This window comes from Streptomyces sp. NPDC005576 (assembly GCF_042871745.1).
Classification (GTDB): domain Bacteria; phylum Actinomycetota; class Actinomycetes; order Streptomycetales; family Streptomycetaceae; genus Streptomyces.
This window is the reverse complement of sequence record NZ_JBIAJC010000006.1, coordinates 39,400-52,691: the sequence shown is the minus strand read 5'-3', so window position 1 is coordinate 52,691 and position 13,292 is coordinate 39,400. Positions and strand designations below refer to the sequence as shown.

The following is a 13,292-nucleotide window of genomic DNA, read 5'->3' as shown; positions in this document are numbered from 1 at the left end:
CCGCCACGCTAAGGGGCGTCCCGGGCGTTCCCCGGACAGGCACGGGTGGCGCACCCGACGGGGTGTCGGGTGCGCCACCCGTATCCCTCGTACGGACTACTTCGGGTCGCGGTTGAAGAGCGAGGTGGACCAGAAGTAGCCGAGCAGAGCCAGCCCGAAACACCAGGTGACGGCGATCCATCCGTTGTTGCCGACCTCGGTGCCGAGGAGGAGCCCGCGCAGGGTCTCGATGGCCGGGGTGAACGGCTGGTACTGGGCGACCGGCCGGAACCAGCCCGGCATCGCGTCCAGCGGGACGAAGGCGCTGGAGAGGAGTGGCAGGATCATCAGCGGCATCGCGTTGTTGCCGGCCGCCTCGACGTTCGGGCTGGACAGGCCCATCCCGACCGCGATCCAGGTGAGTGCCAGGGAGACGAGCGCCAGCAGCCCCACGGCGAGCACCCATTCCAGGACGGTGGCGTCCGTGGACCTGAAACCGATGGCCACCGCGACGGCGGCGACGAGGACCACGCTCATCACGCACCGCAGCACGCTGCCGATGACGTGTCCGACGAGGACCGATCCCCGGTGGATCGCCATGGTGCGGAAGCGGGCGATGATGCCCTCGGTCATGTCCATGGAGACGGAGACGGCGCTGCCGATGGTGGTTCCGCCGATGGTCAGCATCAGGATGCCGGGGACGAGGTACGCCACATAGTCGGACCGGTGCGCCCCGCCGCCTCCCATGCCCGCGCTCATGGTGTCGCCGAAGATGTAGACGAAGAGCAGTAGCAGCATCACCGGCGTGAGCAGCAGGTTCAGCGTCAGGGACGGGTAGCGCCTGACGTGCAGCAGGTTGCGGCGCAGCATCGTGGACGAGTCGCGCACGGCGAGGGAGAGGGAACTCATCGGACGCCCTCCTCGGGCTGGGTCTGCGGGGTCTGCGGGGACTGTTGGGTCTGCTGGGCCTGGGAGATCTGCCGGGCCTGCGGGGTCTGCTGGTTCGGCACGGTGTCGCCGCCGGTGAGGGCGAAGAAGACGTCGTCGAGGTCGGGGGTGTGGACGGTGAGCCGGTCGGCTTCGACGCCGGCGGTGTCGAGGCGGTCGAGGATGGTGCGGAGTTCTCGCTGGCTGCCGTCGCTGAGGATCTGGAGGGTGAGTGTGTCGTCGTCGCGGGAGGCGTCGGGGAGGGCGGTGGCGGCTTCGCGGTAGTGGTCGGGGTCGGTGAAGGCGAGGCGTACGTGTCCGCCGGGGACGAGGCGTTTGAGTTCGTCGGCGGTGCCTTCCGCGGCGATCTTCCCGTCGTGGAGGACGGCGATGCGGTCGGCGAGTGCGTCGGCCTCGTCGAGGTACTGGGTGGTGAGGAGGACGGTGGTGCCGCCGGTGACGAGTTCGCGGATGATGCCCCACATGGTGCGGCGGGAGCGGGGGTCGAGCCCGGTGGTGGGTTCGTCGAGGAAGATGATCCGGGGGCTGCCGACCAGGGTCATGGCGATGTCGAGGCGGCGTTTCATGCCGCCGGAGTAGGTGGAGGCGGGCTTCTTCGCCGCCTCGGTGAGGTCGAACCGTGCCAGCAGTTCGGCGGCCACCCGCCGTCCCTCCGCCTTGGAGAGGTGGTGGAGGTCGGCCATGAGGAGCATGTTCTCCTCGCCGGTGATCAGCCCGTCCACCGCGGAGAACTGTCCGGTGACCCCGATCGCGGCCCGTACCGCCTGCGGGGCGGCGGCGACGTCGTGGCCCGCCACCTGGGCCCGTCCCGCATCGGCGGTGACGAGGGTGGAGAGGATCTTGACGACGGTGGTCTTGCCGGCGCCGTTCGGACCGAGGAGCGCGAACACGGACCCGGCCGGGATGCGCAGGTCGATGCCGCCGAGGACCGTCTTGTCGCCGTAGGACTTACGGAGACCGACGGCGGAGACGGCGGCCGGGGACGGGCGGCCGTCGCCCTGCTTGGATGTGGACATGACATTGACATGCATGAAGATCTCCCGGTCGGAGGAGGAGGAGGTGCGGGAGGTGGAAGGGCCGACGCCGGCCCTTCACGCGGTCAGGCCGTGGCGCGGCGGACGTCGATGTTGCCGTGCCGGGTGCGGGCGCGGACCTTGACGATGTTGTCGGTGCTGTCGGGGTCGGCCGGAGCCTCGGACGCGGTGAGCGCGTTACGCACCTGGCCGGAGCCTGAACTCGCGTCGAGCCAGGCGGCCGAACCCTCACGGACGCCGATCTCGATGGCCCCGTAGTTCGTCTCCAACTGCGCCGTGCCACGGGTCACTTCGCCCACACGCAGGGTGCCGTAGGCAGTGGTGGCGATGACCGAGTCCTCGGCGCGGAGGATCTCGATGTCGCCGTGGGCGCCGCTCACCCGCAGTTCGCCGGTCGCGGCGCGGACGGTCGTGGTGCCGTGCGAGTTCTTCAGCACGGCCGGCCCGTCGATGATGCCGACGCGGAGGCTCCCGGAGCTGGTGGTGATCTCGGCCTTGCCCTCGATCCGGTCCACGGTGATCGAGCCGTGGGAGGCGGTCAGATGGAGGGGCCCGGTGGTGTCGAGGCGTACGTCGCCGGACGAGGTCTTCACGCGGACCTCGCCGAGGCGCCCTTCGCCGAGTACCTGGGCCCAGGCGCCGGCCATGTCGACGCGTGAGCCCGACGGCAGGTCGACCGTCACGTCGACGATGCCGGTGCGGCCGAACAGGCCGGACTTGGGCGTCCTGACGGTCAGCGCGCCGTTCGCGTACGTCACCTCGGTCTGGTCGGCCGCCCGTACGTCCATGTCCCGCTTCGGGTCGCGGGGGCGCACCGCGACGACGGTGTCGGGGCGCCGGTCCGCCGTGAACTGGATGGAGCCGGCCTCCACGCGGGCGGTGACCGAGATCGCTTCAGGGGTGTCGAAAGAAGGCATGGCTGTCCCGTCCTCTGGGGTCTGGTGTCTGTGTCTGTGTCTGTGTCTGTGTCTGGGGCCTGGGTGTCTTGGGGCCCGGGGGCCCGGGGGCCCGGGGTCGTCCCTGCGGGTGGGAAGGGACGCGATCAGGGGCGAGGTGACGCGGTGGCGCGGGCGGTGCTCAGCGGACCCAGCCGGTGAAGCTCTGTCCGAGCGCCTGGGCCTTCGCCGTCGTACGCGGCCGGCTGCCGTCGTCGACGGCACTCGACACGGCCCGTACGAGCCACGCGTTGACCGACAGGCCCTCGCGGGTCGCGGCCTCCTCGGCGCGCGTCTTGAGGTGGGCCGGCAGGCGCAGGTTGACGCGGGCGGTGCCGCCCTCGTCGCCTTCGGCCGGTGCCTGCGCGGAGGTCTGCTCGACGGGTGCGGTCGGCTCCGCGGGGACGTCGGTGGGCGGTCGTGTCACCACGAAGTCGGGGTCGAGACCCCGCAGCCGTACGTCGACCGAGCCCGGGGCGAGTTCGCGGGTGACCTCGTCCATCGCGGCGGAGAGGACGTTGAGCAGGGTCAGGCGGGTCGCCGACTCCAGGGGAGCGGTGAGCCTCTCGGCCAGCTCGCGGGCTTCGTCGCCGCCGGCCTCGGCAGCCACCGCGAGCTCGCGGCGGAGGGTGTCGACATACGGGGTGAGGTCCATGACGCCATAATGGCACCATAGTGGTGCCACGCGCAAGCATGCTGATGCCATGAGGGTGAAACCGCATGGCTACACCGCTCTGACCTGCCTGGATCGAGGGAAATGGGTGCGCGGTGACCCGGTCGGGTTCGGGTTTCGGATGAGGTGTGCAGTCCCGTGTGGCACCACGTGGTGCCATGTGGTGTCACACGGCATCGAAGTGGTGCCACCTCACGCCCATCGGTACTCGGTACCAGGCGGCTCGGCTCAGAGCCGGAGCCGGAGCGGGTGCTGGGGTCGGCCGTCGGGAGGTGCGTCCGGCGACCCTCAGGCCGGATACGCATGGGTCTGTGCGGCCTTGACCGTGGCCCAGACCGTGGCCCCCGGGTGCAGGTCGAGTTCGGCGGCGGCGACCGTGGTGAGGTCGGCGGCGAGGGGGAGTTCGCCCGCGAGGTCCGCCCGGATCTGGTCGCCGTGCGTCTCCAGGCCCTCGACCTCGCACCGCCAGAGGTTGCGGGCGCTGGAGCCGGTGGGGCGGTCGCGGTGCAGGGTGACGGCGTTGGGGGGGAAGGCGACGAACACCGGTCCGGTCAGGTCCTCGGTGGTGGTGATCGCCGGCCCGGTGTCGAGCCGGACGGTGTGGCCCTCGGCCTGCCCCCGGTAGAGGTTGAGACCCACGAGCTGGGCGATGTAGTCGGTACGCGGACGGCGGGCGATGTCCGGCGGTGCGCCCTCCTGGACGACCCGGCCGTGCTCGATCACGACCAGCCGGTCGGCGAGCACCATCGCGTCCAGCGGATCGTGCGTGACCAGCACTGCGACCGCCTCGAACTCGGCCAGATGGCGCCGGAGTTGGGAGCGCACGTCGAGGCGGGTACGGGCGTCGAGCGCGGCCAGCGGCTCGTCGAGCAGCAACAGCCGGGGGCGGGTCGCCAACGCGCGTGCGAGCGCGACACGTTGGGCCTGTCCGCCGGAGAGCCCGCGTGGTTTCGCACCGGCCCGGTCGGTGAGCCCCATGCGCTCCAGCCACGCGGCGGCCTGGAGCCGTGCCTCGGACTTGCGTACACCTTGGCAGCGCGGCCCGAAGGCCACGTTGTCCAGCGCCGACAGGTGCGGGAAGAGCAGATAGTCCTGGAAGACCACCCCGACCGGACGCGCCTCCGGCGGGGAGCCGGTCAACTCGACCCCGTCCAGGCGTAGATGTCCCTCGCTGAGCGGAGCGAGGCCCGCGAGCGCGCGCAGCGCCGTGGTCTTCCCGGCGCCGTTCGGCCCCAGCAGGGCGACGACCTCGCCCGGCCGGACGCCCAGCGTCACGTCGAGGCGGAAGGCGCCCCGGTCCACGACGAGCCGGGCATCGAGCCCTTCGGCGGAGGAGGGCGGGGCGGAAGGGGAGGAAGGGGAGGTGGTGGCGGGCGTGCTCCTCATGACGCCCTCATCCAGCGGTCCCGCAGCCCGGCAAGTACCGCGATCGACACCGCCAACAGCACCAGACTCAGGGCGATGGCGGCCTCCGGATCGCTCTGCAGGGCGAGGTAGACGGCCAGCGGCATGGTCTGCGTACGGCCCGGGAAGTTGCCCGCGAAGGTGATCGTCGCGCCGAACTCGCCCAGTGCGCGGGCCCAGGCCAGCACGGCACCGGCCGCGATGCCCGGGGCGATCAGTGGCAGCGTGACCCGCCGGAACGCCGTGAAGCGGGAGGCGCCCAGGGTGGTGGCCGCCTCCTCGTACCGCGGGTCGGCGGCGCGCAGCGTGCCCTCCACGCTGATGACGAGGAAGGGCATGGCCACGAACGCCTCCGCCACGATCACCCCCGCCGTGGTGAACGGCAGGGTGACGCCGAACCAGGAGTCCAGCCACTGCCCCACCACCCCGTTGCGGCCGAGCGCCAGCAGCAGCGCCACGCCGCCCACGACCGGCGGCAGGACCAACGGCAGCGTCACCAGCGCCCGTACGAGACCGCGCCCCGGGAAGTCGGTGCGCGCCAGCACCCAGGCGAGCGGCACGCCCAGAACCAGGCTCACCGCGGTGGCGGCGGTGGCCGAGACCAGGGAGAGCCGGAGCGCCTGCCACACCTCCGTACTGGACAGCAGTTCCGGCATGTTCCGCCACGGGGCCCGTACGAGCAGGGCGACCATCGGCAGCAGCAGGAACACCAGGCCGAGCAGGGCCGGCAGCAGCAGCGGCAGCGGAACCCCGCGCCGGCCCGCGCGATCGCGCGCCTCCCCGCTGCCGCCCGCCTTCCTCGGGCCGCCCGGAGCGCGGCGGAGCCGTGACCGGCCCACCGGAGGGCCCGTCACGGCGTCGGACGCGGCGGGTGGCTTCACGGCTTGAGGAACCCCGCCCCGGTCAGCACCCGCAGGCCCTCGGCGGACCGCACCAGCTCGATGAACGCCTTCGCCGCTCCGGCGTTCGGGGCGTCCTTCAGCAGCGCGATCGGGTAGTCGTTGACGGCGTCGGCGGACTCGGGGAACTCCACACCCTCCACCTTGTCACCCGCGGCCTTCACATCGGTCTTGTAGACCACGGCCGCGTCGGCCTCCTTGAGCTCCACCTTGGTGAGGGCGCTCTTCACGTCCTGCTCGTAACTGACGGGAGTGAGCGTGAGCCCGGCGGCGTCCAGCGCCTTCTGCGCGGCGGCACCGCAGGGCACCGTCCTGTCGCAGAGCACCACCTTCAGGCCGGAGTCGTCGAGGTCCCGGAGTGTGGCGACCCGGTCGGGGTTCCCGGGCAGCGTCGCGATCTCCAACTGGTTGCGCACGAAGGTGGCGGGTGTGCCCACCGCGTCGTGCGCGTCGGTGACGAGGGCCATCGTCTTGGCGCTCGCGGCGGCGAAGACGTCGGCCGGGGCTCCTCCGGTGATCCCGGCGGCCAGGCTGTCGCTGCCGCCGAAGTTGAAGGTGACCTCCGTGCCCGGGTGGGCCCTCTCGAATTCGGCGCCCAGGGTCGTGAAACTCTCCTTGAGCGACGCGGCGGCGAACACGGTCACCGTGCCGGAGAGCTTCGGCGCCGTGTCGGCGGACGCGGAAACCGAGGCGCCGGTCGAGGGGGAGGCGGAACCGGACGAGGAGTCGTCGGAGGAGGAATCCCCCGACGAGGAGCAGGCGCCCAGCGCCAGCAGCGCGGCGACTCCCGCACCCGTCCACTGCAGGGTCCTACGGGTCCGGGGCGCGGAACGGGTCATCACGGGTCTGCTCCCTCTGGTCCTGCGGAGCGGCCGGGCGACTGCTCCGCGGTGGTCCGCCGGCGGCCGTCGTGGTTCGGCGGCGCGGCGGGCCGGGAGCGCGCCGGTAGTGGGGACGGCCGCGGGTGCCGGGACCGATCATACCGGCACGCAGATGCCAGGGTGAAGACCCCTATTGCTTGGCAACAGCCGCTTTGCTGATGCTCCGAGTGGCGCATATGCGGTTTCGGCTTTCCCGGGGACGGCCGACCGTTTCGGGGCACGCGTCGACCCCCGGAACCGTGTGGTCCAGGGGGCGCTTGTTCCGGCAGTGTTCCAGAAGTGCCGTGTGCCGTTGCGGATCGTTCGGCGGGCAGGTCAGACGCGGGCAGGTCAGACGCGGCTCCGTCAGACGCGGTCGATGTGCACGTTGGTCGACTTCACGCGGGCGGTGGCCTCCATGCCGACCTCCAGGCCCAGTTCCTCCACCGCCTCGCGCGTCAGCAGCGAGACCAGCCGATGGGGCCCGGCCTGGATCTCGACCTGCGCGGCGACATCACCGAGCTTCACCGCCGTGACGATGCCCGCGAAGGCGTTGCGGACGGAGGTGTACGGGACATCCTCCTCGCCCCCGCCCGTGCTCCCGGCGACCTCGACGGAGAAGGCCGCCAGATCCCCGCCGTCGATGAGCCGGCGCCCACTCTTGTCGCGGTGCGTGGCCACCCGGCCGGCGTCGGCCCACCGTCGTGCGGTGTCCGGGCTCACGCCCAGCAGGCGGGCCGCTTGGCCGATCGTGTAGGACTGCATGCGCGTCACGGTAGGTCGCCGCCGCTCGCCCACGCAAGCGCGGACGGCGCGCCGCCGCAGGTCCCGGGGGCTCGGCGGCACGCGGACGTCACAGGGGCTGTGGCACGCGCGCGGCACAGGGGTTACGGCACGCGGGCGGTCCACTCGTCGCCGCTGTACTTGGTGGCGGCCAGTTCCTCCGCGCGTGCGAGCTCCTCGGCCGTGACGCGGCCGTCGGTGAGCCCGTAGCGGTTGCGGAAGGAGTCGACCATGCGCTCGATGACCGTCTCACGCGGCAGCCCGGTCTGGCGCCGGAGCGGATCGACCCGCTTCTTGGCCGACTTGGTGCCCTTGTCGGACATCTTCTCCTTGCCGATGCGGAGGACTTCGAGCATCTTGTCGGCGTCGATGTCGTAGCTCATGGTGACGTGGTGCAGGACCGCTCCTGGGCCGCCCTTCGGGCCGGTGACCCGCTTCTGGGCGGCGCCCGCGATCTTCCCGACCTCGGTCGCGATGTCGTTGAGGGGCTGGTACCAGGCTTTGATGCCCATGTCGCCGAGGGCCGCCAGGACCCAGTCGTCCAGATAGGCGTACGAGTCCGCGAAGGAGAGCCCGGAGACGAGGGAGGCCGGGACGGAGAGGGAGTACGTGATCGTGTTCCCCGCCTCCACGAACATGGCGCCGCCTCCGGAGATCCGGCGCACCACCCGTACACCGTGGCGGGCCGCGCCCTGGGGGTCCACCTCGTTCCGCAGCGACTGGAAGCTGCCGATGATGACCGCCGGGGCGCCCCACTCCCAGACGCGGAGCGTCGGGGCACGACGGCCGGCGGCGACCTCCTCGGTGAGTACCTCGTCCAGCGCCATGTGGAGCTCGGGGGACTGGGGACCCTCGTGGATGAACTGCCAGTCGTAGTCGGTCCAGTCCGTGGCGTGGGCCAGCGCCCGCCGCACCGCCACCGCGATGCCCTCGGTGGTGATCCCGTACATCACCGTGCCCTCGGGCAGCGCCGCCTCCACGCGGGCGGCCAGCCCGGCGGCCTCGGTGTCGGCGGGTGCTCCTTCCAGCGCCGCGTCCACGGCTGTGATGGCCTCGTCGGGCTCCAGGAAGAAGTCCCCGGCGACCCTCACGTTGCGCAGGGCGCCCGCTTCGACGTCCAGGTCCACGACGACCAGCTTGCCGCCGGGGACCTTGTACTCACCATGCACGGTCTTGTTCCCCTCACTGCGCGATGTGCTGCTCGAGCCTGTTGCTCCGAAGTCTCCAGAAAGCGCGCACATGCTCCGTATCGCACCTTAACGCTCGCCCGTGCCGGGCGACCTTGCAGCTCCGAGGGCGACGGGCCTCCGACTGCTCGGCCCCGCGTGGGTGGCCGGGCCCGCGCCCGCGCCCGGGCGACGGCGGCCGTCGGCACGTCCCCTCCGCCGGAGCGTGAGCGGACGAGCCGTCGATCGTGCGGGGGGCACGGTGCCGGGGTACGCGGCCGACGCCGGGACGGGGTTTCGGCGGACGGGGGTCAGTGACCCAGGACGATGCGGTGGATCAGGTCCTTGCTGTCCGTGCCCGAGCCCGACTTGTCCACGACGTAGGCGATGCCGTCGGCGACCGTGACGTGGTTCGGGTTGGCGCCCGTGGCGAGGGTCTCGATCACGGCGCCCTTCTTCGGGTCGACGACCGTGACGTTGGCGTCGGTGCGGTTGACGACCAGCACGCGGCCCGACTTCTGGTCGGTGGCGACGGCCAGCGGACCGGCGCCGGTCGCGACGGTCGACGTGACGGTGCCCTTCTTCAGGTCGATGACCGAGAGGGTGCCCGCGCTCTGGTTCGCGGTGTACGCGGTCCTGCCGTTGGCGGACAGGGCGACCGAAATCGCGCCGTCGCCGGCGGGGATGAAGCGCGGTGCCTTGTGCGGGGCGACCTCGATGACACGGTCGTTGTTCAGGTCGGCGGTGTAGACCGTGCCCGTCTTCTCGTTCAGCGTGAGACCGGTCGGGCTCGAACCCTCGATGGTGACCCGGCCCTTCTCCTTGAGGGACTTGGAATCGAACGCGACCAGGCTCGCACCGGCGAAGCTGCTCGCCCACACCGTGTCGTGCTTCTCGTCCACGACGATGTCACGGCCGTGCGCGATGCCGGGCAGGGTGGCGAGGTGCGCGCCGGTCTTCTGGCTGTAGACCGAGACGGTGTTGTTGCGGGTGTTGGTCGTCCACACGGTGTTGTGCTCGTCGTCCACGGCGACACCGTAGACGGCCTCGACCGCGCCGGTCGCAGCGTCCGTGACCGGCGGCACGATGGTCTTCTCGACCTTCAGGGTGCGCGGATCCACCTTCAGCAGGCTGGAGTCGGTGACCGGCGGCCGCCCCACGGCGGTGGTCGCCCACAGCACGTGATTCCGCTCGGAGTACGAGGACTGGTACAGGCCCGTCGCCAGCGAGGCGGAGGTGAGGGTGGAAACTGAACCACCCTGGTGGCCCGTGGCACTGGCGGTCGCCGTGCCGGCCAGAGCCAGTGAACCGCCGACGGCGAGGACGACGGCGGTGCTGAGGGTGCGGCGGGTTACAGACGTCATGCTGCGTCAATCTCCTTGACTGGTGCGCCCCTTGTGCCAGGGCGTCGCTCATTCAGGTTAGCTTAGCCTTACCTAAGTAACGACGGTTCGGGGGTGGCGTATGTCACAGGAGACGGGTGGGTAGGCCGGACGAGAGGGGGAGTTGCTCCGGCGGGCGGTGGTGGAGGCGCCGTCGCGGCCGCACGCTGGTCGACGGCGCCACGGTGCTCGGGAGGTTCTGGCGGCGATCCTGTTCGGGGCTGCGTCGGGCTGCACGCGGCAGCGGTTGCCCACGGAGTCGTTCGGACCTCCCGTGGGACGGTCCACCGCGGATTCACCGGGGGACGCCGCTGCTGTGAGCGCGAATCCTCCCGCTTCCTCGCCTTCACCGGCATCGCCCGTGCCCCCATCCGCTGCCGCCGACCCACACGAATGAGATGACTGCTCTTGGGTGGTCATGGCTGTGACCGGGGAATTCCGGCCGGGGCGCCGTCCGTCGGAGTGCCCCTCGGTGCAGCCCGCTTCGCTCTGCGGCCCCGTCCGTTCGGGCACGGGGGTGGTGCAGAGCGTGGCGACCCTCCGGTCAGCGGGGACCGCGCCGTGGTGGACGCAACAAGGCCCACATGGCGAATGGTTGGGCAGCGTACGTGAATCGTTCGGCGAATCGCACGACAGTGGAACGACGCAGGGTGCACAGCCACAGGTAGCTGCTCAGGGAGACGCAGAGACATGCCAGGGTCTGCCACCAGAACGCGCGGCCCGCCGACTCCTGGCCCGTGCACAGATAAAGCGTCCAGGTGGCTGCCGTGGCCAGTCCCAGCGCGACGAGGCCGGCCCTGGCCGGCCGGCCGCGGACCACCCAGCGGGAGGCGAGAAGACCAGCGGGAATCTGAACGGCGACGTGGAGCATCAGAGTCCAGATCACCAGCCCGCACGCTTCGCCGTAGGTTGCTGTGGAAGCGGCGGGAATCCAGAAGGAGCTGATGAACAGCAGAAAGCCACTCATGTGCATGGCGGCAATGTTCAGCGGGACGTGCCACGCGCTGATCCAGTGGCGCTCGTCACCGCTTGCCTCCACGACGTCCGCCCCTGGAGCCGAGCCCCCGCACGTGACGTGCAGTGTACGTGCAGGGGCGGCGTGCGATGCGTACCAGCCGCTCCGGTCCCACCAACGACAGCGTGCCGGCACGCCCCATGGGATGACTTCTCCCTACGTCGCGGGGCGCTGCGCGCAGGTGTGCGCACCACGCTCCGCACACCTGCCGGAGCCGCTCACGTCGCATGGGGCCCTCATGGAGGGGGCGACGGCAGCGTGACGCTCCGTCAAGCCTGCTCGGGATGCGGCGACCGCTGGGGCTTGCGTCGGCGCAGGAGGAAGGTCGTCGCTCCTGCCGCTCCGGCGGCGCCCCCGACGGCGGCCGCTCCGGCCGCCCAGGCGATCGTCGCGTACGAGACACCGGTTCCCACACCTTGGATCGAGGCCGCGTTGACGGTCGGGTCGGTGGTGGTCGCCGCCGCGTCCGGGGCCGTGGAGGAGGCCGAGGAAGCCGCCGTGACATCGGCGGCCAACACGGTGAAGTCGACCTTGAGTGTCGTGGCGGGGTTCGGGGCGAGGAAGCGCAGCCAGTGCGCGCCGGGCGTCACCTCGGCCGGGATGTCCACGTCGCCCTCGAACGACCCCTCGGCGTCGATGTTCCACTGGCCGAGGATGGCGTCGTCGTCGAGCTTGATGGTGACGATCTGCGAGACCGGGAACTTCGTGACCTTGACATGGAGTTTTCCGCCGGGCTGAACCTCACTGGCGGTGATCTCCGCCTTCGCCCCGCTCGCGTTGGCGGCGCTGGCGGGCGCGCCTGTGGCGGCAGGGATCGCGGTCGTCGGGCCGGTCGTCGCGGTGGCGCCGGAACCGCCGGTCGCGCTCGTGCCCGTACCACCCGTGGTGGCGGCCGAGGCATCCGAGCCGGAGGTGATGGTGAAGCCGGCCTTCATGCTGGTGGACGGGTTCGGGGCGAGGAAGCGCAGCCAGTGTGCCCCCTCGGCCGCGCTCGCCGGGACGGTGACCGTGCCTGAGAACGAGCCGTCCGCCGCGATGCCGTCGGGCCACTGCCCGATGATCCCGCCGTCGTCGAACTTCACGGTGATCTGCTGGCCGGCGGGGAAACCCGTCAGGCGGAAGGACACCTTGCCACCGGCGGTGGTGCTCGAACCGGCGGTGATGATGGCCGAAGTGCCGGAGGCGGTGCTGCCGCCCGTGGACGTACCGCCGGTACTCGTGCTGCCGGTGTTGCTGCCGCCCGTGCTCGTGCTGCCGGTGTTGCTGCCCCCCGTGCCCGTGCTGCCGGTGCTGCTGCCGCCCGGGCTCGTACCGCCGGTGGAGCCGCCGGTGCCGCTGCCGCCCGTGCTCGTGCTGCCGGTGGAGCCGCCTCCGGTGCTGCCACCGTCGCTGCCGGAACCGCCCGTGGAAGGCGGGGAGGTGACGGTGAAGTCGGCCTTCAGGCTGGTGGAGGGCTCCGGGGCGAGGACGCGCAGCCAGTGTGCGCCGGCGGCGGTCGTGGCGGGGACGGTCACCGCGCCCGTGAACGTACCGTCCGCCTTCACGGCGGTAATCCACTGCTTGAGGATCGTCTGGTCGTCGAGCTTGACCGTGATGTTCTGGCCCTGGACGAACCCTGACAGCGAGAAGGAGACGGTCCCGCCGGCGGGGACCTTGGTGGTGCGCAACTCCACCTTGGGCGTGGCCGGTTCGGGTGTGGTCGGGGCTGTGGTGACCGTGAGGCCGGTGCTCTTGACGCTGGTGCCGGTGGCGAGGAAGCGGAGCCAGTGGTCGGCGCCCGGGGTGGTGCCGGCGGGGATGGTGACGGTGCCGGTGACGCCACCGTCGGGGCCGCTGGTGAACTGGGCAAGGAGGGTGGTGTCGTCCAGTTTGACGCTGACCTTGCTGTCGGCCGGAAACCCGGTCGCAGTGAACGACACGTCCCCGCCCACCCGTACCGAGGCCGAGCCCAGGGTGACGCTCGGGGCCGGCGCTTCGCCGGCCGCGGCAGCGACCGCGACCGCTCCGGTCGCCCCCGAATCGTCGCTGGCCGCCGCGAACGGCATCGACAGGACGCCGAGGCCCAGCGTCGCTCCGGCGGTGAGCGCGGCCACCCGTGCGACCCGGCTGCGAGGGCCGCGCAGCGGCGGTATGGAGGTACGGACAGGTCTGTCTGCGCTCATGGCGTGCTCCTGGCGGACAAGGGAAAAGTGCATGCGGGATGAGGCGTCCACT

General features: G+C 71.4%; 12 protein-coding genes. All 12 read right to left on the bottom strand.

Features of this window, described 5'->3' with window-relative positions; all coding sequences use genetic code 11:
• Positions 1 to 96: 96 nt before the first annotated feature.
• Positions 97 to 888, bottom strand: a complete 792-nt coding sequence (locus ACFYPN_RS12235; protein ID WP_389297984.1) for an ABC transporter permease — start codon at positions 886 to 888, stop codon at positions 97 to 99.
• On the bottom strand, positions 885 to 1,943 hold the full coding sequence (locus ACFYPN_RS12230; protein ID WP_389297982.1) for an ATP-binding cassette domain-containing protein: 1,059 nt from the start codon (positions 1,941 to 1,943) through the stop codon (positions 885 to 887). Before ACFYPN_RS12230 ends, ACFYPN_RS12235 begins: the two co-directional genes overlap by 4 nt.
• 83 nt (positions 1,944 to 2,026) lie before the next feature.
• On the bottom strand, positions 2,027 to 2,878 hold the full coding sequence (locus ACFYPN_RS12225) for a DUF4097 domain-containing protein (RefSeq protein ID WP_389297980.1): 852 nt from the start codon (positions 2,876 to 2,878) through the stop codon (positions 2,027 to 2,029).
• 160 nt (positions 2,879 to 3,038) lie between these two features.
• Positions 3,039 to 3,551: a toxin-antitoxin system HicB family antitoxin gene (locus tag ACFYPN_RS12220; protein WP_358763107.1), complete on the bottom strand. Its 513-nt coding sequence runs from the start codon at positions 3,549 to 3,551 to the stop codon at positions 3,039 to 3,041.
• 306 nt (positions 3,552 to 3,857) lie between these two features.
• A complete protein-coding gene (locus ACFYPN_RS12215; RefSeq protein WP_389297978.1) occupies positions 3,858 to 4,955 on the bottom strand; it encodes an ABC transporter ATP-binding protein in 1,098 nt (365 codons plus the stop codon).
• A complete protein-coding gene (gene modB, locus ACFYPN_RS12210; RefSeq protein WP_389297976.1) occupies positions 4,952 to 5,854 on the bottom strand; it encodes a molybdate ABC transporter permease subunit in 903 nt (300 codons plus the stop codon). Before modB ends, ACFYPN_RS12215 begins: the two co-directional genes overlap by 4 nt.
• Positions 5,851 to 6,711 (bottom strand): molybdate ABC transporter substrate-binding protein, encoded by an 861-nt coding sequence (modA, locus tag ACFYPN_RS12205; protein WP_389297974.1) that lies wholly within the window; start codon positions 6,709 to 6,711, stop codon positions 5,851 to 5,853. The genes modB and modA overlap by 4 nt, the downstream gene beginning before the upstream one ends.
• Positions 6,712 to 7,098: 387 nt before the next feature.
• On the bottom strand, positions 7,099 to 7,497 hold the full coding sequence (locus ACFYPN_RS12200) for a helix-turn-helix transcriptional regulator (RefSeq protein ID WP_358763103.1): 399 nt from the start codon (positions 7,495 to 7,497) through the stop codon (positions 7,099 to 7,101).
• A 122-nt stretch (positions 7,498 to 7,619) separates the two neighbouring features.
• On the bottom strand, positions 7,620 to 8,684 hold the full coding sequence (locus tag ACFYPN_RS12195) for a biotin/lipoate A/B protein ligase family protein (protein ID WP_389297972.1): 1,065 nt from the start codon (positions 8,682 to 8,684) through the stop codon (positions 7,620 to 7,622).
• 308 nt (positions 8,685 to 8,992) lie between these two features.
• A complete protein-coding gene (locus ACFYPN_RS12190) occupies positions 8,993 to 10,045 on the bottom strand; it encodes a YncE family protein (protein ID WP_389297971.1) in 1,053 nt (350 codons plus the stop codon).
• A 562-nt stretch (positions 10,046 to 10,607) separates the two neighbouring features.
• Complete coding sequence (locus tag ACFYPN_RS12185; RefSeq protein WP_389297969.1) at positions 10,608 to 11,102, bottom strand: hypothetical protein; 495 nt, start codon at positions 11,100 to 11,102, stop codon at positions 10,608 to 10,610.
• A 245-nt stretch (positions 11,103 to 11,347) separates the two neighbouring features.
• On the bottom strand, positions 11,348 to 13,240 hold the full coding sequence (locus ACFYPN_RS12180; RefSeq protein ID WP_389297967.1) for a hypothetical protein: 1,893 nt from the start codon (positions 13,238 to 13,240) through the stop codon (positions 11,348 to 11,350).
• Positions 13,241 to 13,292: the final 52 nt, after the last annotated feature.